We start from the raw sequence: 23,225 nt of genomic DNA, 5'->3' as shown, positions 1-23,225 counted from the left end.
ATAACAGATTGAATGATTAATTAAATCTGTATAAAAAGAAGATGTCACTAACATTCGAGTCAGCGAATATAACAAAGAACTAAAGGGAACATCGGTTATGTCATACTTCGTCTTTGGGATGATTCGGTGGGTCGTGCTATCTGGATTTGTATTCTTCTGGAAGGGAATGATGATCGGCCGGGAACCAGCCGATCATTTGTGCTGGTGGTTTCAGAGACCTTTGATTTTGTCGTAAGTCTTGTAGAGAACGGCTTCTTCTTTGGAAATTCGCTTGCTTAACGCCCTGATGATATTGTTGCAGTCCTGCTGAAAGTTTTCGATGGTATTATCACCATTTTCATAAAGGTTGAAAAAAATCATCACTTTGGCAGAAATCTTATCCATATCAAGCGCGTAGTCAGTCAGAGTCGACTTCAGGCTTTCATCGTTCTCAGCGGCTTCTCTTAATACGGGATACAGGAGCTTATCTTCTTTGTTTAAATGTGCCAGTAGTATTTTTTTGGCGGACAGTATTAAATCCCGACCTTTCTGGTTACCAATGCCAATATCACGTGCTTGTAAAAGTAAGTCACTGATTTGCACATGTTCGCTTTTGAATTCCTCAATTAACTGAGACATTTTTGTTCGCTCCCTGAACATAATGGTTACTAATAGTTTAGGAGGTGATTGCCAGATTTGTCTCAAATCATTAATTATTTACCGTTATGTGTGACTGACTTACCATCCGGGAGTTTTTCGTGGGGGCGTTATCTGTTATTGCCCAGACTCTTCGAGCTGCATGACGATAAGAACTCGTGCAGATATAATGTGGAAATTTCAACCACAACTTCTGGGATGAGCCAATGACAACGGCAAAAGATACTGTTTGGGGTATGAACCCTGATCCTGCGATGGCCAGGCAGCTTGCCGTTCGTGATATTCCTTCCCTGGTTTATGACGCTGTCAACCTTGAAGGGGTTGCGATGACTCTTCCAGAAATTCAAACATTATTAGATGGGATTACTGTTGGAGGCCATAAAATAAGTGACCAGAATATGGCTCTACATCAGGCAGAGGCTTGGAAATATTTGTTTGCTCTGGCTGCTGAAGGAAAGTTCTCTTTTTCCAAAGACGTTGCCTTGGCAATTCACAAGATTGCGGGTAAAGCAGAAGCTCTGGTGTGGGGGGCTTTTCGAACTGGTAACGTCACGATAAGTGGATCAGCATACGAACCTCCCTCGCCCAATGAGCTGGATAACGTCTGGGCTGAGATTGAGTCGGAAATCGCTACCTGTAACGATGTTTATGATATGGCATTTACCGCTTTTTTGAGAATGGCGAGAGCACAGTTCTTCTGGGATGTGAATAAGCGTATGGGGCGATTTATGATGAACGGTATTTTGCTTTCTCATGGGTTTCCCATTGTCAATGTTCCAGCAAAACGTCAGAAAGAGTTTAACCAGTTGATGCTTGATTTCTATGCAACGGCAGACACAATCCTGATGAATACATTTCTGAGATCGTGCCTTAATGAGAAAATTATTGAAAATTTCAAATCCGATCCATCGAACGGCTAAAAAAAATTCATGGGATTGCCTTTGGATGAGGCATTAAATGGTTGGGTAAGAGTCATTGTGCTAAAAAAGGAGAAAGCGAAGATGTAAGTACTCAACCATACGAAATCATATTTTCTGACTTATTGTTCAGGCACTCTGACCGCGTTGCAACTCTGGTCACATAGCTTGCTATGTTCCCGTCGTTGCGCCTTGCAGAGCACCTGCCCAATAAGCCAGAAATATTCGATTCCGTATGGCTGAGTACTTATCACTTCGCTTTCCAGAGCTACTTTTTTAGCTTTCGCTTTCGATCTCGTAACAGGGGACATAATGACTGCCCGGCAGCTTCATTCTGAATTGTTCTACAAAAGACTGAAGCAGGCTATCGACCTGTTTCATCAATTCAGGCTCTCCCTTCAATTGATAGGGGCCTTTTGCCCTGATCTGGCAAACGCCTTCTTCTTTTATATTGCCTGCCACAATACCTGACATGGCGCGTCGAAGATTGGCCGCCAGAATATGGGGAGGCAGCTGGGTATTTAACTCGAGGTTCGCCATGTTTTCATGGGTTGGGTCAAAGGGGGTTTGAAAGTCCTCGTCAATTTGAAGCAACCAGTTAAAGTAGTAGGCGTCGCCATGCTTTCTGCGATAGCGCGTAACCTGCTCCAGTCCACTTCTCATCACCCGGCTGACTTCCAGCGGATCATCAATAATAATCTGGTAGCGTGACTGGGCTTCTTCCCCCAGTGTGTTGCCGATAAATTCATCAATTTTTTCAAAATATTCTCTGGCGGCTTCTGGCCCTGTAAAAACCAGTGGGAAAGGGATTTCCCTGTTGGCAGGGTTGAGTAAAATGCCGAGAATATAGAGAATTTCCTCACAGGTTCCCGGTCCACCCGGAAAAACGGTGATACCATGACCCAGACGAACAAAGGCCTCCAGACGCTTTTCAATATCCGGCAGGATAATCAACTCGTTGACAATAGGATTGGGGGATTCGGCCGCAATAATGCCAGGCTCTGTTAAACCGATGAATCGTCCACGGGACATTCGCTGTTTGGCATGACCGATATAAGCCCCTTTCATGGGGCCCTTCATGGCACCCGGACCACAACCTGTGCAAATGTTCATGCTTCTCAGGCCCAGCTGGTAACCCACTTTCTTGGTATATTCATATTCATGTCGGGCAATGGAGTGTCCGCCCCAGCAAACCACAATACTGGGAACCTGTTGGGTAATAAAAGCGTCAGCGTGTCTGAGAATCTGGAAAACCAGATGCGTGATATCCGTGGAACTGTTTACAGCAAAGCGCGGGTCTTCTGTGATGCGAGACGACACATAAAGTATATCTCTGAGGACAGAAAACAGGTTTTCCCGAACGCCGCGAATCAGTTTTCCAGCAACAAAGGCGTCGGCAGGAGCATTAATTAATTCCAGTTTTAGTCCGCGGTGTTCCTGAACAATACGAATGTCGAAATCCTGGTATTGCTCCATGATTTCTTCGGTGTCATCACCTTCCTGTTCACAGTTGAGTATGGCCAGGGCGCACTGCCGGAACAAACGATGCAACCCTTTCTGACTGGTGTCCTGAAGGCTGCTGACCTCATGGTTTGAGAGAACACGCATGGAGCCTACAGGGTTAACAATAGTGGAAACAGTATTTCTGGCGGTCATGGCACCCCCTGGTTTTTTTTATCGTGAAAATCGTCCAGCGATTTGGATAGCAAAGTGGTTCTGACCTTGTGGCCATGTTATTTAATCGGCCACAGTCTGATTATATGTGGATATAAGACATTTTTTCAGTCTTGACGGATTGTCCATCCTCTGACAAATTGGGAGTGTTAACACCTTGTTGAGAGCCGAATGGTTGACTCACTGGCTCACATTTCATTTCGGCTCTTTCAGGCTTTGCCAGAGGTAGTGAAAATGGCTAAACAAAGAGTAGTGGGCTATCTGAATCATCACCATGTGACCTTTTCAACCCATCGCCAGCCATCCGCTTTTACGGCTTAGGAAGTTGCCGAACAGGCACAGATCAGTGGTCATAATTTGGCCAAAACAGTGATGATATCTCTGAACTTTTGATACTGGGTTGGCAAGACTTTCAGGAGCTCGTGCATCCGGTTGTGCTCTCGAAGAGACAGAGAGATACGATTGCGTGAAAATGTCTCACGGTAAAATAAAACGAATATCCGGAGCCTGGTATTTATGCCATCTAACCCAGAACTGCAGCCTGCATCAGAAAAGGTCATTATTGTCGATGAAAGTAACCAGGTGCTTGGTGCTTTACCCAGAAGCCAGATGAGAGAAAAGAAACTTTGCCACCGGGCTACTTACGTCTTTGTTTTTAACAGTAAAGGGCAGCTCTACGTTCAGGAAAGGACGTTGAGCAAGGATATTTACCCGGGTTATTTTGAGCCGGCAACGGGAGGCGTAGTCGCTGAAGGTGAGAGTTATGACGTGGCTGCCGTCAGGGAACTGGCGGAAGAGCTTGGCATAGAAGACACACCTTTGGAGCCTCTGTTTCACTTTTACTTTCAGAATGATGACTGCAAGGTTTGGGGGAGGGTCTACAGCTGTCAATATGAGGGGGAGCTGAGGTTGCAGGAAGAAGAAGTGGCAAGGGTAATCATGGAGTCGCCTGAAGAGATTCGGTCAAACCGCTTCAACCGGACATACACACCAGACAGTCTCGTGGCTCTTGAACGTTTGATGAATCTCTATGGTGACAGAGAAATATCTGCCTGAACTTTCCGGTCAAATCGACATCATCTTAAGTATTGAGGCCCACTCACGCTTGAGCCCCGGGTCAAGAAAACCTTTCGAAGATCTGGAAAATACAGGTTGGCTAAGCAGCGATGCATAGCTTGAGAAAGAGTTTGAAAGCAAGAAGTTCTCTTCTTCCAGATGGCCCGTTTCATCGGTTGGAGAGATCTTTATTTCCTTATCTTCATCATCGATTGCTATAGGCAAGTCTTCATTGAAGGCAGTGGACTTTTGATCAATCGTTGGGTTGTAGGGTGTATCCAAAGCATCGAAAAACTCATCATCTTCTTTCATGCCAGATATTGTCTCAGAGGCCGTGTTGTTTTCGATGCTGGTTTCGGCAACCGGGCCTTGAGATGTCAGCATGGTCAGCAGGTTGGGCTCAACAGGTCCCCTTACTTTTATCAGTAATTCCATAACCCGATCAACCTGCTGATTTGCATCCTGAATCTTCTTCAGCAGCAGAGGTTTGCTTAAGTAGGCTGACTCATCAGTTCGGGCAGTTTTCAGATGCTGTTCAACCTGATTCAGGATTCTCACGCGATCATTCAGACTCAGCGCTTCTCCCTTTTGAAGGTTAAACAGCTTATTGACTGCTTTCACGAAAGAAGCCTTTTTTTCCTCTGTCATCAAAAGATCTTCTGTGAAAATCCCTGCAAGTTCCGGATGGGGTTCTTCTGTAACAAGATCAGCCAGGACGGAAATAGCTGCCTTTCTCATGACCTCCGGGGTTGTGGGAGTCTCTATCAAATGCCTGAGGCGACGAACTTCCTTTTCTAACGTTACACCTTCAGCTAGCTCATCCCTTACCGCCAACTCCACTTTCACCTTAAGAGCTGATGGGTTGCCCTGCCTGATACCAAGGTCAAGCATTCTTGCAGCCTGTCTGGGATCCCCTGACTCAATCAAAAGGTCAGCGGCTTCTTTAAAGCGACCATGCTTGATCAGCAGGATTTTAAGATAATTCAGAGTGCTATGAGCTTGAATGTTGTCATCTGCCCAGAGGTTTTGAAGAAGAGTCTGTATCGGAAAGTGTTCCAGTGAGCGGGCAACGATGTCCGGATGGCTTTGGTCAAGCAGGTTTAATAATGAGATGAGATGATGAGGGTCTGCAAAGTAGGGATGGTGACTGACCAAGTCTTGAATAAGATCATTCAGCTGCTTTGTTTTATAGAGATTGTTTATATTGCAGTCGATAAGCAGCTTGATCACTTCTTCTGCTTTTTTCGGATTGGATTTATAGGCAAACTCGGCTAAGCGGAAGGCAATGGCTTTTTCCTCGGGCGTGTTTTTAGGGAGGTTTTTTGCCAGATGGATCAGCCATTCAGTGTCAGTCACCAGTTTACTGGCATTTTCGATGTCTTTTCTTTTCAACAGCTGTCTGTATAGCTCAAAGGCTTTCTGTCGTTCAACGACAATCAGCCTGTGTGCGACACTCTCAAGCCATAGCCATTGCTCATCATCTGCTTCTGCAGCTTCCCTGGCATAGAAAGCTTCAGGGATAGCCTGCAGGGCGATCATGCAGTCACTTTCATGCTTAAATCTTTCCTGATCCCGGACAAAGCGGAGCAGGATCCGGCAGGCGGCCTCGTCACCTCTTGCCGCTTCTATGCAACGTTTTTCCATTAATCTTGGCACCATCCTTACTGGCTGGGCTAAAGCCTGGTCTTCTGAGATGATGTCACTGAGCACTCTACTGAAGGCATCGGGTACAATGAGTACACCCTCTTCTTTTTTGAGTGCTTCTATATGCTGGTGGTGAAGTGCAGGTGACGCTTCATCTGACGTATTGCCTGATTGAGATTGCTCTGGTATTGGAGCATCTTGAGTGTGCATCTGATTCAGTCGCTCATAGGTGACCTGATCGTGATCTTCTATTCTGGTTGCCGGTTTTCCAGGGAGCAGACCGGGTATCTCGATTTTGCATGCGATAAATTCAAACGGCCAGCCTATTTGCAGTCCTGTTCCACCTTCGTAGGGAACCAGGCGTGTTTCTTTGGCTGTTAGCGCTTTTTTTACTAACCACCCAGCCAGGCTTCCACCTGAAACTCTGATACCGTGTTTCAAATCTTTTATCCTGACTTCGCCGTGCTGCATAAAAGCGAAGATATCGAGATGAACAGGTTTTGAGAAGAGAGGAGCTAATAGCCAACCAATGTAGGGGATGTTTCGAATGGTTTTGGGGTGAATGATCAGTGAGCTGTTGAAGGTTCCATTATGAGTATCATCGAAGTGCTGAATGTTGACTTTCTTAACCTCCAGCAGGGCAGGCCGGGCTGACTCGTTGACAAGCTTTAACGCATCGAAAGCAAGTATGGATGTTTGTTTTGTTGAAGCTTTAAGCAGATCGAGAGGTTTGCAAAAGCGGACGCCTTTCATGGTCAGCTTTCCTCTCTCATAACCTACTATGCAGTCTGATTCTTTTGAAGGGTCAGGTACTGCCGTCAGCTCTTCATAAGAGTCCAGATTTTCATATCGGACTTCAACTCTTTCAGCGGAAAGTTGCACCGCTGTTCGATCCTCGGAAGAGGAAATGAATGAGTTTTTCAATAGTTGGGAGATGCTGATATCGGTGCCGACTGAGATAGTCGTGTTCTCGAGTCTGATTTGCAACGTCAGTGGAGGTTTATCTTTAACCGGAATTTCAACCGTACAGGAAAGATCCCCTACTTCAAAATGGTTTTTTGTGGCTTGTCCATTGATTAAATAGCTCTCTGATGCCTGGACGACTCTTTTCGAGTCGAAGTTCAGCGCTGTAATTCTAACGGGCAGATCATCGCCATTCTTTATGAGTATCTCATTAAAGTTGAATGGAGTTTGCTCTCCGTCGACAATGACCGCCGTATAACTGCACAGCAAGTCATATAATAAAGAGCGCCACTGGCGTCTTTCATCCTCACGGCTGATCTCAATGCCAGCCTGATGATTGACGAAATTATCAAGCTTTGATGCGACTTTCTCGAAACCTGCACCAGGAAGGTTCGCCAGTGCTCCGACAGCTCTGCCTGGAAGATCTTTCAGTAAACCAAGGTAACCGGTCTGCTTTTCCGCTTCTTCAGGTTCAAAATCCTTAGTAGGAGGGAGTGTCGAGTTTTTCTTGCCGATGTAACTTTTGTACCATCGCCGGAAGAACCAGGGGCGTCTTTCAGCTTTTCGCTCATTAATCTGAGGGGATTGAGGTGCCCGTTGATCAGATGATTCGTGGCTCAATTGACTACTGGTGTTTGTCTCACTGATTTGTCTGCCCAGATGGTCCTGTCCAGTGAGTGGAGAAGAGGGCGGATTACGATCGCCAGAAGATCTGGAAGAAGGGGGCGAGTTGTTGCTGCCAGGTGTAAGAGGTGATGACATGTCGCTGCAGTCCGTTATGAGCTTTCGGGTTCATCAGCATTTCAGTATTTATTAACACAGCTTAGCTGATAGCAATAGAGCTTGGCAGCTTGGTTGAGGCGGTAGGAGAAATTGTGTTTTTGCGCTGCTAAAAAGTGTCGAATGAATGGCAGACTGTCAAAGGAAATGGCTGGCATTTTGCGGCGTGACGAAAATTGACTTAAAAAAAAAATCTTATGCTTCAAAATTCTTGATTGCAGATGGACAGCAATCTTTAAGAAGTCAATACTTAGTTCGCTCACTAATGTGTCCTAACGGGGGTCTCCCTCGTTGTTAGAGCATTGAATCATGTGCCGCCCCCTAAGGGGCGGCACAGTTCGTTGTGGGGAAAGAAATTTCCAAGTCCGGGTCGATCTGATTGAACTCAACGCTTTCTCACAGGCTTTTTACGTGCAGTTTTCTTTGTGCTTTTCTTTACAGGCGATGTCTTTACAGGCGATGTCTTTTCAGGAAATGCTGCTTGGCGCACATCTTCGAAGGTTGTGGCAAAGTGAATGGTCATATCTTCTCGAATATAATCCGGCAGTTCATCGTAATCTCTTCGGCATTCTTCCGGAATGATCAGGGTATGAATACCTTGTCGTTTGGCGGCTATGACTTTTTCCCTGACCCCGCCAACAGCCAGAACTTTTCCGGTTAGAGTCAGCTCTCCGGTCATGGCTAGAGAGGCGGGCTTTTTGCTCGTGGCAAGAGATAATAGTGCGGTTGCCATGGTAATCCCGGCTGAAGGACCGTCTTTGGGAGTTGCGCCTTCAGGCACATGAAGATGGATAAAGGCTTTTTCAAAATAGGCTTCCGGAATGCCTAATTTTTCAGCCTGGCTTGAAACAAAGCTATAAGCTATTTCAGCAGACTCCTTCATGACATCCCCCAACTTACCGGTCAGTTTGAAGCCAGCTCGCTGATGATGAATAAGGCTGGCTTCTACTGGCAGGGTTGCGCCTCCCATGGCAGTCCAGGCCAGACCTGTCACTACACCAATGCCTTCAATGCGCTTCTCTTTTCTGAAGTAAGGTGCACCCAGATAGTCAGATAGATTCCTGGTAGTCACACTGAGACTCTTACCGGTGCCTTCAAGCAGTTGAACAACGACTTTGCGAATAATTTTATGAAGCAGTTTTTCAAGGTTTCTCACGCCAGCTTCCCTGGCATAGCCCTCAATGACTGCCTTAAGAGTGAGGTCGGAGAGCCTGATCTGGCTCTTTTTTAAACCCGACTGTTTCAACAGTTTTGGCCACAGGTGATTTTTGGCGATAGCCATTTTTTCTTCTGTGATATAGCCTGAAAGTCTTATGACATCCATTCGATCCAGAAGAGGGCCGGGAATCGTGTCCAATTGATTGGCAGTACTGATAAACAGCACTTTTGAAAGATCGATTCTCATGTCCAGATAGTGATCGAGAAACTCACTGTTTTGTTCCGGGTCGAGCACTTCCAGCATTGCGGATGCGGGGTCTCCACGATAAGAGGCACCGATTTTGTCAATTTCATCCAGCATGATAACGGGATTGGCAACATCGACTTCCTTAAGGGCCTGAACCAGTTTGCCCGGCAGTGCACCGATATAGGTCCGGCGATGACCTTTAATTTCTGCTTCATCCCTCATGCCGCCCAGGCTGAAACGATAAAACTTTCTGCCTAAAGCACGGGCGACGGATCGTCCTATGGACGTCTTACCAACGCCGGGAGGGCCTGCCAGTAACATGATAGTGCCTGATATTTCCTGTTTGTAAGCACCAACAGCCAGAAACTCGATGATTCGGTCTTTGACGTCTTCAAGCCCATCATGATCTGCATTTAAAATTTCTCTGGCATGGGCAAGATCAAATATGTCTTCGGAGTATTTGCCCCAGGGTACCGAGGTAGCCCAGTCAAGATAGTTCCGGCAGATGGCATATTCAGGGGAGCCCACTTCGAGAATCGAGAGCTTTTTCATCTCGTCATTGATCTTTTTAAGGGGCGTTTCCGGAATAGCCAGCTCGGCAATCCGTTTTTCAAATGCCTCAATTTCAGCCGTTCTGTCGTCTTTCGAAATGCCAAGCTCTTTCTGAATGACTTTCAGCTGTTCTTTTAGAAAAAATTCACGTTGATGCTTGCTGATCTTGCGGTTCACCTCAGCGTTAATCTCACCCTGAAGGCGGGCCACTTCCTGTTCCTTGCGGATGAGAATCAATACTTTCTCCATTCGACGCTGAACAGAGAATGTTTCAAGGACTTCCTGCAACTCCTTACCCGGCGCAGTGGTGATGGCGGCTGCAAAGTCCGCCAGTGGGGACGGGTCTTTTGGACTGAATCGATTGAGGTAATTTTTCAGTTCTTCGCTGTAGAGCGGGTTCAGCGGGATTAATTCTTTGATGGCCTGAATCAGTGCCAGTGCGTAGGCTTTGATTTCATCGGTGTCATCTTCGATATTGTCAGGGTACTCTACCTGAACCAGGTAGGGTGGGCGTTTTCGAAGCCATTGCTTGATACGAAAGCGCTGCATGCCCAGAGCGATGAACTGGATCTGGTCGCCTTCCGGAAGGATATTATGAATTCTTACGGTGCAGCCCACCTGCGGGAAATCTCCCGGACTGACTACATGGCCAGCTCCTGTCATGCCAGCAACATAACTAAGTCCCACTACTTTATGTGGGCTCTGGGCGACCCGATGAAGTGTTTCTTCCCACTCCTGACTACTGAATACCAGAGGTTGAACCTGTGCCGGGAAAAACGGCCGGTTTGAGACAGGGATGAGGTAAAGCTTGTCAGGCAGAGCGTGTTCCGGGAGCACCAGTCCGGTACCCATATCCTCTACCTGTTCATCAGCTGAAATAACTTCGGGTTCCTGATTGTCCTGATCTGTCATAGTCTTTTCGGATAACGTCTCGGAATGAATAGTAAGCGGATAATGACTATCTGGAGTCATCTCCAGTGATTTCAATAGGCGATGTAATTAAGTATGGTTGAGTAAAATCTGCGTGCCACTCAACTGACGCGATCAAGGGAGTTAATAATATGAAAAGTTTTCAGGAAGTTTTGGGTTTCTGGTTTGAAGGTGAACCCCTTGGCGATGTGCAAATGTCTCGCTGGTGGAAGAAAAGTGAGGCTCAGGATCAGCAGATCCGCAATCAATTTGCTGGCTTGCCGGAGGCGATAGAGTCCGGAGAGTGCGACGAGTGGCTGGAATCCGCTGAAGGGCGGTTGGCAGCGATTATTGCGCTGGATCAGTTTCCCCGGAATATGTTCCGGGGCGATCCCAGATCCTTTCAGTACGATCATACTGCTCTGACGATTTCCAGAGAGGGTGTAGAGCTGGGTCAGCTGGATCAGCTGACAGAGCTGCAACAGGCTTTTTTTGTCATGCCTTTCATGCACAGTGAGTCGCTTGAAGATCAGGAGCAATGTGTGAGGCTGTTTGAGAGCATTCTTGGCGGGGCTGGAGATGGCTATCAACAATACCTCGCAGGTTCACTGGATTTTGCTGTCAGACATCGTGATATTGTTGCCAGATTTGGACGCTTTCCTCATCGCAACAGCCTGCTGGAACGTGAGAGTACCGATGAAGAATTGAGCTTTCTTCAGCAGCCTGGATCATCTTTCTGAGCTTTTTTCGCCATGTCCGTGGTAAAAATGGGAATAAAGTATCAGCTGCTGTAATATGTCGCGACAAACAATAATAATACCCAAAGGATACTTATGAAAAAGTTGTTTATTGTCGCATTTGGGATGGCCCTCTGGCAGTCAGCTCAGGCTCTTTCGATGAAGGGTGTGGAGATCCCTGATGTTGTGAAGTCAGACGACACTGTTTTGCAACTTCAGGGTGCAGCAGTTCGAACATGGTATTTGGTGGTAGACGGTTACATTGGTGCACTCTATCTTGAAAACCCCACCACTGACGTATCCCGCATACTCTCTGAAGAAAGTTATCAGAGAATGAGCTTCACCATTCTGTTATCGAAAATGAGTGCGAGACGTATGGCCAATGCCTTTTACGAAGCGATTCAGATTAATACATCTGAGGAAGAGCAGAAGGAGCTGGAAAAAGGTATCGCTCAGTTTATGGGCATGATTGATGGTACTCTGAGCAAAGGAGAATCTGGAACCTTTGAATACATCCCTGGTAAGGGAGCCAGAGTCATTATTGCCGGGGAGGAAAAGGGGATCATACCCGGCAAGAAACTATTCAACGCAATACTTAAAGTTTGGATTGGTGAAACCCCGCCCAACCAGAAGTTTAAGGAAGGTATTCTGGGTTTGAATGCCAAGGGGTAGGGCTTTTCACAAGATAGAGCTTTTCACAAGATAGTGCTTTTCACAATAGGTTGCTTTCGGTTTTGTCTTCGGGGCTGCTCACAAGGCCACTTTCATCCGCTGCTAATGTCGAAACTAACCGGTCAGGTATTTATGACCTGAATTCAAGCAATGTTTTTCTCTTCTCAGCCGATGCATGGATAGAGGTGTCTTCGATCAGCCAAGAGGAGAAACTGATGAGTAAGTCTATAGAAAAAGCCGTTCTCACCATGACTGAATCGACCCAGGGGGAATATGTTATCCGGGTAACCCAGGGTAGCACGATTCTCTTTGGGGATGTCATTCTCCGCCTGCCAGCGGGTTTGGGAGAGTCGCTAAAAAGTGATCTGGCTTCAGTCATGGCCAATGCTGTCCTGAGGCACATCAGTAGTGCTGACAAAGAAGCTATCCGCGAAGTTGAAGGCCTCTTCCTCGAGTGGGGATGCTTTGATATTGCGGATGATAGCTGCATCTAACTGAATTAATATTCCCCCCCCCATACATCTTGCCTTCTCAGGTTAGAGGTGCCTGTCACAGAAGTGCAATCACGAGTCCAAATGTTCAGGGTGGTATTTTTTGTCCTCTCTTGCAGTAGAATGTTTGAGAGTCGGTCAGTTCTGTCGGATACTGGCTGTATTGTATCGCTGTTCTGCCGTAATCGTTTCAGTGCGATGAAGTGCAGACGAAGTGCAGATGTATTGTACAATGGAGCTTTTTGCCGTATGTGCATTTAGCATCAACAAAAACAAGAGATTACCATGTCTGATCAAGTTAGTATTGTCATCGTTTCAGCTTCACGTACTCCCATGGGAGGTTTCCAGGGGAGCCTTTCAGACGTCTCAGCGCCTGAACTGGGCGCTGTTGCTATCCGTTCTGCCCTTGAGAAAAGTGGCCTTTCTCCCTCCGATATCTCTGAAGTTCTGATGGGCTGTGTGTTGCCTGCAGGCTGTCGTCAGTCTCCCGCCAGACAGGCAGCCAGAGGAGCAGGTCTGCCGGACTCTACTTGCACGACAACTGTCAATAAAGTGTGTGGCTCAGGCATGAAAACCGTCATGATGGGCGCGGATCAGCTAAAATTGGGCGAGGCTGACGCCGTGGTTGCAGGCGGTATGGAGAGTATGACGAATGCGCCCTACTTTCTGGAAAAAGCTCGCTCAGGTTTGAGATTAGGGCACGGAGAGATTAAAGATCACATGTTCACTGACGGGCTGGAAGATGCCTATGAAGGCCAGGCCATGGGCGTTTTTGCCGAGCAAACCGCCAAACGATTTGAAGTATCCAGAGAATCGATGGATGACTACGCTCTGGAATCACTGAGAAGAGCCCTGGCTGCCAATGAGGAAGGGGCATTCGCAGATGAAATTGCTCCGGTGGAAACACGTCGTAATGGTCAAGTTACGGTGGATGAACAGCCCGGCAAGGCCCGTCCTGAAAAGATTCGGCAGCTGAGACCCGCGTTCGAGAAGGACGGGTCTGTCACAGCAGCAAACTCCAGCTCTATTTCCGACGGTGCGGCGGCCCTCGTTTTGATGCGTGAAGAAGATGCTTTGGCCAAAGGTTTGGCACCTGTTGCACGCATCAAAGGCTATCAGAGCCATGCCCAGTTACCGGCGGAGTTTACTATTGCCCCCATTGCTGCTATCAGTAAATTGCTGGAAAAGGTGGATTGGCAGGCAGAAGATGTAGACTTGTTTGAAATCAATGAAGCTTTTGCGGTTGTCACCATGGCGTGCATGCAAGAGCTGGGTCTGGATCACAGCAAGGTCAACGTCTACGGTGGCGCCTGTGCGCTGGGCCATCCACTGGGAGCCAGTGGCGCCCGAATTATTGTGACGCTTCTTAATGCCCTGAAAAAGAAGGGGGGCAGCAAAGGTGTTGCATCCCTCTGTATTGGTGGTGGTGAAGCTACTGCTATCGCACTTGAGCTTATTTAATGTGTCTTGAGCTCAGGATTTTTGACGACTTGGTCGTTTATTAATCGCCACAAGCAAAAGGAGTCTGTAATGGTTTTCTGAAGTCCGGCAGGCTCCTGAGGCTTACAAACAATAAGAGGCCGTTAATGAACTTTACCCTGACAGAAGATCAAATCGCTTTCCGTGATCTTGCCGCCCAGTTTTCCCGGCAAGAGCTGTTACCCCATGCGGCTGACTGGGATAGAGATAGCACTTTTCCCGTTGAGACCCTCAGAAGAGCTGGCAAACTGGGATTTTTATCCCTGTATGCACCTGAATCAATGGGGGGGATGGGGTTATCACGGCTCGACTCAAGTCTGGTTTTCGAACAGCTTGCCATGGGATGTACGTCAACCACGGCTTATATGACCATCCATAACATGGTCGTCTGGATGGTAGGACTGGCTGCCAGCGATGAGGTGCTGTCCGAGTGGAGTGAGGCTCTGGTGACGGGTGAAAAACTGGCTTCTTATTGCCTGACAGAACCGGGTTCCGGGAGTGATGCTGCTTCTCTGAAAACCCGTGCCGTCAGGGAAGGAGACGAGTATATCCTTTCCGGTTCGAAAATGTTTATTTCAGGTGCGGGCAGCACCAGTCTGCTGTTGGTCATGGCCCGAACGGGGCAAGAGGGTCCAAAAGGTATCTCTGCTTTTGCGGTTCCTGCCGACAGTGAAGGAATTACTTATGGTCGTAACGAAAAGAAAATGGGTTGGAAAAGTCAGCCAACCCGGCTGGTAAGTTTTGACAATGTCAGGATTCCCGCCAGCTCTCTTCTGGGTATGGAGGGAGAAGGCTTCACTCTTGCTATGAAAGGTCTGGATGGTGGTCGAATTAACATAGCCACCTGCTCTGTCGGTACTGCTCAGCAGGCGCTGAATACTGCCAGAGAATACCTTAGGGAGCGTAAGCAATTTGGAAAAGCCCTGGCCGAGTTCCAGGCCTTGCAGTTCCGGCTGGCCGATATGGCCACAGAGTTGACGGCAGCCAGACAGATGGTCAGGCTCGCAGCTTTCAAGCTGGATCAAAAAGACCCTGAAGCCACTGCCTATTGTGCTATGGCGAAACGTTTTGCCACAGATGTTGGTTTTAAAATCTGTGATGAGGCGCTGCAACTCCATGGGGGTTATGGTTACATCAATGAGTATCCTCTTGAGCGGCATGTCAGAGATACCCGGGTGCACCAGATTCTGGAAGGGACCAATGAGATAATGAGACTGATCATTGCCCGTAGAATTCTGGCTGATGAATACGCAGGACTGGAATGAACTATGTCTGATCTTTTGAAGCTTTCTCTCGAAGGCCATATCGCCACCATCCAACTGAATAACCCGCCGGCCAACACCTGGACACTGGAAAGTCTGAAGCTCCTTCAAGAGATGGTTGATGAATTGAATGAAAATCCGAGGGTCACCGCCCTGATTATTTTCTCTGAAGAAGAAAGATTTTTCAGTGCCGGAGCCGATCTTAAGCTGTTTGCCGATGTTTCGCCTGAGCAGGCCCGGCCCATGGCAGAAGCATTTGGCATGGCTTTTGAGACACTGACAGAATTTAAGGGCATCTCTATTGCAGCAATCAATGGGTTTGCCCTGGGGGGTGGGCTTGAAGTGGCGCTGGCCTGTGATCTGAGAGTGGCTGAAAGACAGGCCTTGTTGGGGCTGCCAGAAGCATCAGTGGGTCTGCTGCCTTGTGCAGGCGGTACTCAGAATTTAATGTGGCTGGTGGGCGAAGCCTGGACCAAGCGGATAATATTGCTGGGTGAGAAAGTGGACGCAGAGAAAGCCTGTCAGATTGGTCTGGTGGAAGAAGTCGTAGAGCAGGGGCAGTCCTGTTCAATGGCTCGGGAGCTTGCTGAAAAGGTGAGTCAGCAAAGCCCTGATTCTGTTGTCGCCAGTAAAAAGCTGATTCAAATGAATCGGCTTTCCTCAAGCAATAGGTACGCTGTTGAGCGAGATCTGTTCCTGAAGTTGTTTAAAGGTCAGAATCAAAATGAAGGTGTTAAGGCTTTTCTGGAAAAGCGCTCACCTGATTGGCGCTACGAGTAAAGCCAAACCCGGCTTGGCCGGGTTGCTATTTGAGTGTCAGTCGTTGCGAAACAGTGTTTGTACCAGGTGGAAGCCGAATTGAGTTCTGACCGGGCCATGAACCTTAAGAACTTCTTTTCGGAACACCACCTGGTCAAAGGCTTTTACCATTTGTCCCTGACGAAACTCTCCAAGGTCTCCTCCCTTCTTGCCAGAGGGGCACTGGGAGTATTTTTTGGCCAGCTGGCCAAAGTCAGCCCCTTTGTCCAGCTGTTTTTTGAGCTTTTCTGCTTCTTCCTGCGTTTTAACCAGGATGTGTCTGGCACCGGCAGTCGCCATAAGATTACTCCTGAGTGGTTGAATTTTGGTTAGTGGCCGTTTTGCAAGTGTCACTTTGAGCGGGTTGTCCGGTCACTACCAGTTTGAGTTGCCCCACAAAGACTCGTTCGTTCTTTTTCTGGCGAGTCAGTTGTCTCTGATACAGAAGAATTTCGGCGTTGACAGCTTCTTTCAGTTTGACTTTGCCGGCAGGTTTGCCATTCAGGTCGACGCGGTTTCTGCCTTCCTTGATCGATGATAGGTAGCGATCCTGCTGAGTAAAGAGTTTCAGGGCTTTTTTGATGGTGCTGGCCGGAAATTCACCGGTCTGATTCATTTCATTATGGATGCCGACTTTAAGGGGGCGCGGTGAAGCCACCCGAAAGGCTTCAGGCCAGCGTTCCCTGATCAGGCGGAGTGCTTCAGAACTGGATATTTCATCTCTATCGTTAGCTGAAGTCTGTTCATCAGAAGAAGAAAGGTTACTGCATTGAGTATCTGCCCTTGAAATAGTCAGATCTTCTCTTTCTGCATTGTGCATATTGTGCTCATGACTGATTACTTGGGATGTTTGTTCTGTGCAATTGTACTGCATTGTGGACTTCTAATGATATGTTTTGAAACCGAACACTTGTGTCGTTTATTAATGAATATCAAGGGCTTTAGATTTCAATACACCAAAGCTGATCATTTCAAGAGCCTTTTCGTGTGTCGATCTCAAGTAGACTGGAGGGGCGACGCCGACTTCATAGGCTTGTATCCACCTCTGTGCACAAAGACACCATTGGTCGCCTTCTTTGAGTCCGGGAAAACGGTAGGCCTGATTGGGGGTAATCAGGTCGTTACCCTGTTCGAGGGAAAACTCCAGGAAATCCTTAGTGACTCTGGCGCAGACAACGTGCTGTCCAATGTCATTCTTGTCAGTATGGCAATACCCATCCCGGTAGATTCCGGTAACAGGATCAAGGCAACAGGGTTGAAGAGGTTCCCCGAGAACATTTTTTTGATCAGAAGCCGATGTGCTCATGCCGTTTTCCGCAGACAGTCCTGAGGTGAGAGTTAACAGCAGGTTGCTTCGGCAGTCAATGAAGAATTTTCAGTAATACCAATCGTGCTTTCTAACTCCCGTGATGAGCATGGAGATTTGAGCCTTAAGACAAGGCGGCGTGAGGAGTCATAGCCTTAGCTATGGCGACGATCGCCAACGCAGGATTAAGGCTCAAATCTTCAGCGCAATAGGGAGTTAGAAAGTTCGATTGGTATAAGATCCTGACGGTAAAGAGAGGAGTATCAGGACCTTGATTCTTATTGCTGTTTGTAGACACAGTCGTTTACTTTGTTAAGGCATCACTGCTTGTATCAAGGTCTGATAGAGGTGTGGTTTTTTGCCTGTTTGAGAGTCATTTGCAGGGCCTGTTCTCTTGGCAGGACTTTATAAATACTTCTCAGATATTCGGCTTCAAGCGCTAAAGAGTCTTTAGCGTTTAAAGAGCCTTCTGTCTTGACAGTTTCTTCTAATCTGAGGTTGTTGATTTCTTGATGTTTTTCTTTCAGCTGCACATTGGCTCTGAGGTATTTCAGATAAGCTTCCATGTGACTTTGTTCAGGTTTGCTCATTCTTGTTCCAAATCGCCTTGGTCGAAAAGTGCGTGTTTAGCTAAAAAGTGATCTGTTCGAGCTAAACGTACTTTCAACATTAAAAATAACGAATCCTATTCACCTGTTGTCCTGACATCTTGCTTCGGACGGGCTGCTCTTTGTCGGAAGGTAGCATGCATAGTGCGTGCCAATGATAGGGGGGATGGGTATTAATACCTATTCTGGTGCGTTTCCTTTACGTGGGGTGAGTGCTTAAGTGGCTTTTTTTGAGTTGTTCTTCGTAGTGCTACGTTACGATTGGGATCGCGGGTTACACATTGTTCCGGGGTGAATCCCGTCGGCGAGTGCTTTTTCTCATTGGTTTGACAGATTTTTGTCACTCGAAGCTCAGGGGTAACCACCCATTAATGAAATCTGCTCTTTGTCGGCCAGCCAGGCCTCCTCTTTGCCTGATCGTTTGTAGCGCTCTTTAGTCTTCATATAGCTACCAATTTTGTTTCCCCAGACATTCTCTGTCTCCAGAGCGCAGCTGAAAACGAGGATATTATGCATAGATGGGTTGTCATGCTGATTGGGTTCACGCTTTATGCCAAGGCCGATAATACTGCTTATATCAACTGGATTGCCGGTTTACCAGAACAGGGTATTCCTGTGGAGGACCCGGACTGGCAGCGCCTGGTTGCCAGTCCTTCTTCTGCAGCACTTCAACAAATAGTTCGTCGGTACGCTTTGTATGTTGATAGAGGGCGTCTTGATAAAAGATTGTTTCAGCCAGGCTGGCAGATAGATGACCAGCCACGTAAAGAAAAAGATCAATCGCAACGCTATTCCATTGATGACCTTAAGGGTCTTGAGCCTGACCTTCCCCAATATCGTGCTTTGATCAACAGTCTGAAAAAACTCAAGAACTGGAGCCTGGTGGCTGCTCAGGAATTTCCGGATGATCTGATTTTCTTCAAAGACGATCGGCACTCTGCTGTTGTCCGCCTGAATCAGTGGTTGATGGATCTGGACCTTGCAGAGCATTTGGAAGGAAGTGTTTACACTCAAGCGCATAAGGATGTCCTGACGCAAGTACAGCTTCAGTTTGATCTGATGCCGGATGGCAGGCTGGGGGTCATGACGCGTCAGGCATTGTTAGCCATAACTCACGAAAGAATCAGAACGCTTAAGGCTAATCTTGAGCGTCTTCGCTGGTTGCCATCGACACTGCCATACCCTCACATTCGTGTGGATATTGCGGGTTTCAATGTTGCCTGGGTCAAGAATAAAACCAATCAGAAGATTCATAAGGCGATCGTTGGAATGCGTCATAAGCAGACGCCGGTTTTCAATGATCAGGTCGAAAGTGTGACATTCAATCCCGTCTGGAAAGTTCCTCATTCTATAGCCGCCCATTCGATGTTAAGGGCTGAAAGGAAAGAACCGGGATTTTTAAAGCGTGAAGGTTTCGTCGTCTATGAAAGCTGGGAGGACCGGGCACCTGCTGTTGCTATCGATAAAGTCAATTGGCGATCCTTGACGCCCGGAACATTTCGTTACCGGCTTGAGCAGCAACCCGGTGAGAAAAACCGATTAGGGCGCTTTAAGCTGGATCTGCCGAATCCGTTCGGTGTCTATCTCCACGATACGGATAAGCCTGAGCTGTTTGCAGAGGAAAGGAGGATGTTTAGTTCAGGCTGTACCCGGGTTGAAGGGATTGCCGATTTGATCCAAACCATCTTTCATCAGCAATCTATGGCGTGGGTGCACAAAACCACCCCTGGAGAGCTGACGTACAAAAGAATGCTTTTCCAGCCTGTGCCTATCTATTTTGTTTACTTTACAGCCTGGCCCGATGAATCGGGCAGAGTCCGGTTCAGAGAAGATATCTATCAGCAGGACGCTGCCATGACCAGCTGGTTTTGAACATCTGGCAGAGAGACACTATAAGTAGTTGACGGAGTAGGGCGTTTTGTGGAAAATGCGCTGCATCCAGACGAGACGTCTGTTTTTTTGGTGGGCCCTGTCGGTCCCCTCGCAATGATCAGCTGTGAACCCCGCCAGGCCCGGAAGGGAGCAACGGTAGCAGTGACATCATGTGCCGGGGTGTGGCTGGTGGGGTTTGCCTCCATCTGTATTGCCCTGTCCTTGAAATATCCTTATCAGATCCCTGTGAATCGTGCATTCTTTCGCTTTCTTGGTTAGCATAGAGTCCTCAGTTTCAGTTACCGGTATTTAAGCTTTTCAATGAGCTATCAGGTTCTTGCACGCAAATGGCGACCCCGTTCTTTTAAAGAGCTGGTGGGCCAGACTCACGTATTACAGGCTCTGGTCAATGCGTTGGACCAGGATCGGCTGCATCATGCTTATCTGTTCACGGGCACACGAGGCGTGGGTAAGACAACGATTGCCAGAATTCTTGCCAAGTGCCTTAACTGTGAAACAGGTGTCAGCTCTACTCCCTGTGGGCAGTGCGCTGCCTGTTGCGAAATTGATGAAGGTCGTTTTGTTGATCTTATTGAAGTGGATGCTGCTTCCAGAACCAAGGTGGAAGATACCAGGGAGCTGCTTGATAATGTCCAGTACGCTCCTACCAGAGGGCGTTATAAGGTTTATCTGATTGACGAAGTGCACATGCTCTCGGTGCACAGTTTTAATGCGTTGCTAAAAACCCTGGAAGAACCACCTCCCCATGTAAAGTTCCTGTTGGCTACCACTGATCCTCAGAAGTTACCGGTAACCATCCTGTCGCGATGTCTACAGTTTGGGCTGAAAAATATGACGCCGGAAAGGATTGTCGGTCACCTGGAAAATATTCTCGGCCAGGAAGCTATCCCTTTTGAAGGTCCGGCCCTCTGGCAGCTGGCCAGAGCAGCCGATGGCAGTATGAGGGACTCTCTGAGCCTGACCGATCAGGCCATCGCATTCGGTAATGGTCAGGTAACCGAGCAGGAAGTCAGTGCCATGCTCGGTACCATTGATCAGGGCCAGGTCATGAAGATGGTCAGGGCACTTTCTTCGGGTGGGGCTCCTGAAGTCCTGGCCGCTGTTGCCAGCCTGGCTGAACATGCACCGGACTATGGGGCAGTGCTGGACGATATGCTTTCCATGCTGCATCGGATTGCCATTGCCCAGGCAGTTCCAGAGGCAGTGGACAATAGTCAGGGTGATCGTGAGCAGGTTCTGGAGCTGGCGGGTAATATGCTGGCTGAAAACGTTCAGCTCTATTATCAGGTCGGTCTGGTCGGGAAAAAAGATCTTCCGCTGGCGCCGGATCCACGGGGCGGCTTCGAAATGGCTCTCTTGAGAATGCTGGCATTCAGACCTGAGCCTGTTGCCATTCAGGTGCCACAAAGTGCCCGGCGTGAAGTGGAGGCTCAGTCAACAGAGGCTTCAGAACCTGTTGTATCATCTCCTGATCCGGAACCTGAGCCTGCTGCAGTATTGCAGTCCGAAAATCAGCAGCAGAGGGATACTGAAACAAGCGAGCCTGAAAGTCCTCTGTCATCGCCTGTGACTGAAGAATATCAACCTCAGGCCTCAGCTGAGCGGCCTGTTACCGCTATTACAGAAAATTTCTTGCCGGAAGATTTTTCTCCTTCAACGCCATCCAGTCTGGAGCCAGCTCAGGTATGCGGGCCTGATCAAAATGTCGATGAAGAAGTTCCGCCAACGGTTGAAGCTTCTCAGAAACAGCAAGTGGAGGAGGATGGAGTTCCGCCATCGGTATCCACTTATGAAGCTTATGCATCTGAGCAGGCATCAAGAGAGACGGTCGCTCAGCCAGAGCCAGAGTCAGCACAGGTGATAGAAGAACCTGTTCAGAGTTCTGCTCCTGAAGAAAGAATTTCTTTTGCTGATCTGAATGTTCAGTCCTGGGTGCCTGTTTTTAGAAGTCTTCCTCTGGGTGGTGTGACCCGAACGATTGCCTCTCACTGTGAGTATGTCAGTCATTCAGCAGGTAGAGTCGATCTGCGACTGGATAGTGGCAGAAGTACTTTGTACAACGACATGCATCGGCAAAGGGTTGAGAAAGCGCTGAGCGACTATTTTGATCAGCCGCTCAGGGTTCAGGTGGAAATTGGTCAGGTTCAGGCAGAAACGCCTGCCGCCTGGCGAGAGCGCAAAATGGCTGAACGAATGGCTGATGCTCGCTCCAGTATTTTTAATGATCAGCATGTGCAAAGTCTGATTGATAAATTTTCTGCTGTCGTCATCGAAGACAGTATTCAGCCAGTTGGCAATGTCGTTAAGTGATGAATAGCCGGGTATTTCAATCATCCGGCGGTTGTATTTGTGTTTAGTTCGTCGCTTTTAATAAGCCAAAAGATAACGTAAAGGAGTTTTTATGTTTAAGGGCGGTATGGGTAACCTGATGAAGCAGGCCCAGAAAATGCAGGAAGACATGCAGCGTATCCAGGAAGAGCTGGCGAACGCTGAAGTGACTGGTGAGTCTGGTGCCGGTCTGGTGAAAGTGATTATGAACGGTCGTCATGATGTCAAGGATGTCCAAATCGATCCAAGCCTGATGCAAGAAGACAAGGAAATGCTGGAAGATTTGCTGGCGGCAGCAGTGAATGATGCGGTGCGTAAAGTAGAAGAAAACAGCAAGGATAAAATGAGTGGTCTGACCGCTGGTATGGGTCTGCCGCCTGGCTTCAAGATGCCTTTTTAAGCGTCATTTTCTTGCAGCAGGCTATTCGTTCAAAACACCTTTGGACAGTCATTGGCTACCAGGGTCTACTTAAGGTGAGTGGGCCCTGACCGGAATTTGAGTGCATTTATGTTCAGTCCTCTGATCAAGGAATTGATAGAATCCCTGCGTTGTTTGCCCGGGGTGGGGCCCAGGTCATCCCAAAGAATGGCGTTGCATCTATTGGAAAAAGACCGGGAGGGTGCACTTCGGCTGGCTAAAGCTCTCACCGAAGCAGCAGAAGGGGTTGGGCGCTGCAAGTCTTGCAGAACATTATGTGAGAGTGAATTGTGTGATATTTGCAGTCATCCGGGTCGCGAGAAATCAACACTTTGTGTGGTAGAAAACCCTTCTGATGTAATGGCCCTGGAACAGGCCGGTGGCTATTCCGGACGCTATTTTGTTCTTATGGGACACCTTTCACCGATCGATGGAGTTGGTCCTGACGAAATCGGTGTGACCGACTTGCTGGAGCGAGTGTCCGATTTTCAGGTTAAAGAAGTCATTTTGGCAACTAACCCGACGGTTGAGGGTGAAGCCACGGCTCACTTTATTGCAGAAGAGCTCAAAAATATGGGCGTTGAAGCCAGCCGGATAGCACATGGTGTGCCGTTGGGTGGTGAGCTGGAATACGTTGACGGCGGCACTCTGGCCCACGCATTGGCAGGCCGACGAAAGCTTGAACTATAAAGCAGCA

The 23,225-nt window shown here is 48.0% G+C and carries 21 protein-coding genes and 1 other RNA gene; 13 read left to right on the top strand and 9 right to left on the bottom strand.

Annotated elements, in window-relative coordinates:
* Window positions 1–210 precede the first annotated feature (210 nt).
* Window positions 211–618 carry a hemerythrin domain-containing protein gene (locus tag ACO6VG_RS21565; protein ID WP_422134167.1) on the bottom strand — a complete coding sequence of 136 codons (408 nt, stop codon included), beginning with the start codon at window positions 616–618 and terminating at the stop codon, window positions 211–213.
* A gap of 224 nt (window positions 619–842) precedes the next feature.
* Here ACO6VG_RS21565 and ACO6VG_RS21560 point away from each other — a divergent pair, with 224 nt between their 5' ends.
* Window positions 843–1,556, top strand: a complete 714-nt coding sequence (locus ACO6VG_RS21560) for a Fic family protein (RefSeq protein ID WP_422134166.1) — start codon at window positions 843–845, stop codon at window positions 1,554–1,556.
* A 273-nt stretch (window positions 1,557–1,829) separates the two neighbouring features.
* Here ACO6VG_RS21560 and ppnN read toward each other — a convergent pair whose 3' ends face one another.
* Window positions 1,830–3,209 carry a nucleotide 5'-monophosphate nucleosidase PpnN gene (ppnN, locus tag ACO6VG_RS21555; RefSeq protein WP_422134165.1) on the bottom strand — a complete coding sequence of 460 codons (1,380 nt, stop codon included), beginning with the start codon at window positions 3,207–3,209 and terminating at the stop codon, window positions 1,830–1,832.
* A 534-nt stretch (window positions 3,210–3,743) separates the two neighbouring features.
* On the opposite strand from ppnN, the gene yfcD reads away from it, so the two are divergent.
* A complete protein-coding gene (gene yfcD, locus ACO6VG_RS21550) occupies window positions 3,744–4,283 on the top strand; it encodes an NUDIX hydrolase YfcD (RefSeq protein WP_422134164.1) in 540 nt (179 codons plus the stop codon).
* Window positions 4,284–4,292: 9 nt separating this feature from the next.
* Here the strand turns inward: yfcD and ACO6VG_RS21545 are convergent, their stop codons facing one another.
* Together ACO6VG_RS21545 and lon are read right to left on the bottom strand one after the other, a co-directional pair.
* Window positions 4,293–7,652, bottom strand: coding sequence for a hypothetical protein (locus ACO6VG_RS21545; RefSeq protein ID WP_422475608.1), 3,360 nt, complete (start codon window positions 7,650–7,652; stop codon window positions 4,293–4,295).
* A 403-nt stretch (window positions 7,653–8,055) separates the two neighbouring features.
* Window positions 8,056–10,539, bottom strand: coding sequence for an endopeptidase La (gene lon / locus ACO6VG_RS21540; protein WP_422134162.1), 2,484 nt, complete (start codon window positions 10,537–10,539; stop codon window positions 8,056–8,058).
* A 149-nt stretch (window positions 10,540–10,688) separates the two neighbouring features.
* On the opposite strand from lon, the gene ACO6VG_RS21535 reads away from it, so the two are divergent.
* From ACO6VG_RS21535 to ACO6VG_RS21510, 6 genes are all read left to right on the top strand, one after another.
* Entirely contained in the window at window positions 10,689–11,276 is a 588-nt protein-coding gene (locus ACO6VG_RS21535) for a DUF924 family protein (protein WP_422134161.1), read from the top strand.
* 93 nt (window positions 11,277–11,369) lie between these two features.
* Window positions 11,370–11,945 (top strand): chalcone isomerase family protein, encoded by a 576-nt coding sequence (locus tag ACO6VG_RS21530; protein ID WP_422134160.1) that lies wholly within the window; start codon window positions 11,370–11,372, stop codon window positions 11,943–11,945.
* Window positions 11,946–12,160: 215 nt separating this feature from the next.
* Window positions 12,161–12,439 (top strand): hypothetical protein, encoded by a 279-nt coding sequence (locus ACO6VG_RS21525; RefSeq protein ID WP_422134159.1) that lies wholly within the window; start codon window positions 12,161–12,163, stop codon window positions 12,437–12,439.
* A 282-nt stretch (window positions 12,440–12,721) separates the two neighbouring features.
* Complete coding sequence (locus ACO6VG_RS21520) at window positions 12,722–13,897, top strand: thiolase family protein (RefSeq protein ID WP_422475606.1); 1,176 nt, start codon at window positions 12,722–12,724, stop codon at window positions 13,895–13,897.
* 125 nt (window positions 13,898–14,022) lie between these two features.
* The gene (locus ACO6VG_RS21515; RefSeq protein ID WP_422134157.1) at window positions 14,023–15,180 is read left to right on the top strand and encodes an acyl-CoA dehydrogenase family protein; all 1,158 of its coding nucleotides are present in this window, start codon (window positions 14,023–14,025) and stop codon (window positions 15,178–15,180) included.
* Window positions 15,181–15,183: 3 nt separating this feature from the next.
* Entirely contained in the window at window positions 15,184–15,957 is a 774-nt protein-coding gene (locus ACO6VG_RS21510) for an enoyl-CoA hydratase (protein WP_422475604.1), read from the top strand.
* Window positions 15,958–15,993: 36 nt separating this feature from the next.
* On the opposite strand, the gene ACO6VG_RS21505 is transcribed toward ACO6VG_RS21510, so the two are convergent.
* The 5 genes from ACO6VG_RS21505 to ACO6VG_RS21485 all read right to left on the bottom strand — a co-directional run bounded on the left by ACO6VG_RS21505 (window position 15,994) and on the right by ACO6VG_RS21485 (window position 18,405).
* Window positions 15,994–16,275, bottom strand: a complete 282-nt coding sequence (locus tag ACO6VG_RS21505; protein ID WP_422475602.1) for a peptidylprolyl isomerase — start codon at window positions 16,273–16,275, stop codon at window positions 15,994–15,996.
* A gap of 4 nt (window positions 16,276–16,279) precedes the next feature.
* On the bottom strand, window positions 16,280–16,795 hold the full coding sequence (locus tag ACO6VG_RS21500) for a ProQ/FINO family protein (RefSeq protein ID WP_422134154.1): 516 nt from the start codon (window positions 16,793–16,795) through the stop codon (window positions 16,280–16,282).
* A gap of 102 nt (window positions 16,796–16,897) precedes the next feature.
* Window positions 16,898–17,281, bottom strand: coding sequence for a DUF2237 family protein (locus ACO6VG_RS21495; RefSeq protein WP_422410536.1), 384 nt, complete (start codon window positions 17,279–17,281; stop codon window positions 16,898–16,900).
* 332 nt (window positions 17,282–17,613) lie between these two features.
* A complete protein-coding gene (locus tag ACO6VG_RS21490) occupies window positions 17,614–17,871 on the bottom strand; it encodes a hypothetical protein (protein WP_422409201.1) in 258 nt (85 codons plus the stop codon).
* Between the two features lie 369 nt (window positions 17,872–18,240).
* A complete protein-coding gene (locus tag ACO6VG_RS21485; RefSeq protein ID WP_422138255.1) occupies window positions 18,241–18,405 on the bottom strand; it encodes a hypothetical protein in 165 nt (54 codons plus the stop codon).
* Between ACO6VG_RS21485 and ACO6VG_RS21480 the strand changes: the two genes are divergently transcribed.
* The 5 genes from ACO6VG_RS21480 to recR all read left to right on the top strand — a co-directional run bounded on the left by ACO6VG_RS21480 (window position 18,400) and on the right by recR (window position 23,218).
* The gene (locus tag ACO6VG_RS21480; protein WP_422134151.1) at window positions 18,400–19,761 is read left to right on the top strand and encodes a L,D-transpeptidase family protein; all 1,362 of its coding nucleotides are present in this window, start codon (window positions 18,400–18,402) and stop codon (window positions 19,759–19,761) included. The two genes, ACO6VG_RS21485 and ACO6VG_RS21480, sit on opposite strands and share 6 nt — an antisense overlap.
* 98 nt (window positions 19,762–19,859) lie before the next feature.
* Window positions 19,860–19,956, top strand: an RNA gene (ffs, locus tag ACO6VG_RS21475) — signal recognition particle sRNA small type.
* A gap of 126 nt (window positions 19,957–20,082) precedes the next feature.
* A complete protein-coding gene (gene dnaX / locus ACO6VG_RS21470; protein ID WP_422475600.1) occupies window positions 20,083–22,092 on the top strand; it encodes a DNA polymerase III subunit gamma/tau in 2,010 nt (669 codons plus the stop codon).
* Between the two features lie 91 nt (window positions 22,093–22,183).
* Window positions 22,184–22,510 carry a YbaB/EbfC family nucleoid-associated protein gene (locus tag ACO6VG_RS21465; protein WP_317146116.1) on the top strand — a complete coding sequence of 109 codons (327 nt, stop codon included), beginning with the start codon at window positions 22,184–22,186 and terminating at the stop codon, window positions 22,508–22,510.
* A gap of 108 nt (window positions 22,511–22,618) precedes the next feature.
* On the top strand, window positions 22,619–23,218 hold the full coding sequence (recR, locus tag ACO6VG_RS21460; RefSeq protein WP_422134149.1) for a recombination mediator RecR: 600 nt from the start codon (window positions 22,619–22,621) through the stop codon (window positions 23,216–23,218).
* The last annotated feature ends 7 nt before the right edge of the window (window positions 23,219–23,225 follow it).

Origin of the sequence: Endozoicomonas sp. ALB032 (assembly GCF_049310125.1) — a bacterium.
Taxonomy (GTDB): domain Bacteria; phylum Pseudomonadota; class Gammaproteobacteria; order Pseudomonadales; family Endozoicomonadaceae; genus Endozoicomonas_A.
This window is presented reverse-complemented; position numbering and strand designations above follow the sequence as displayed.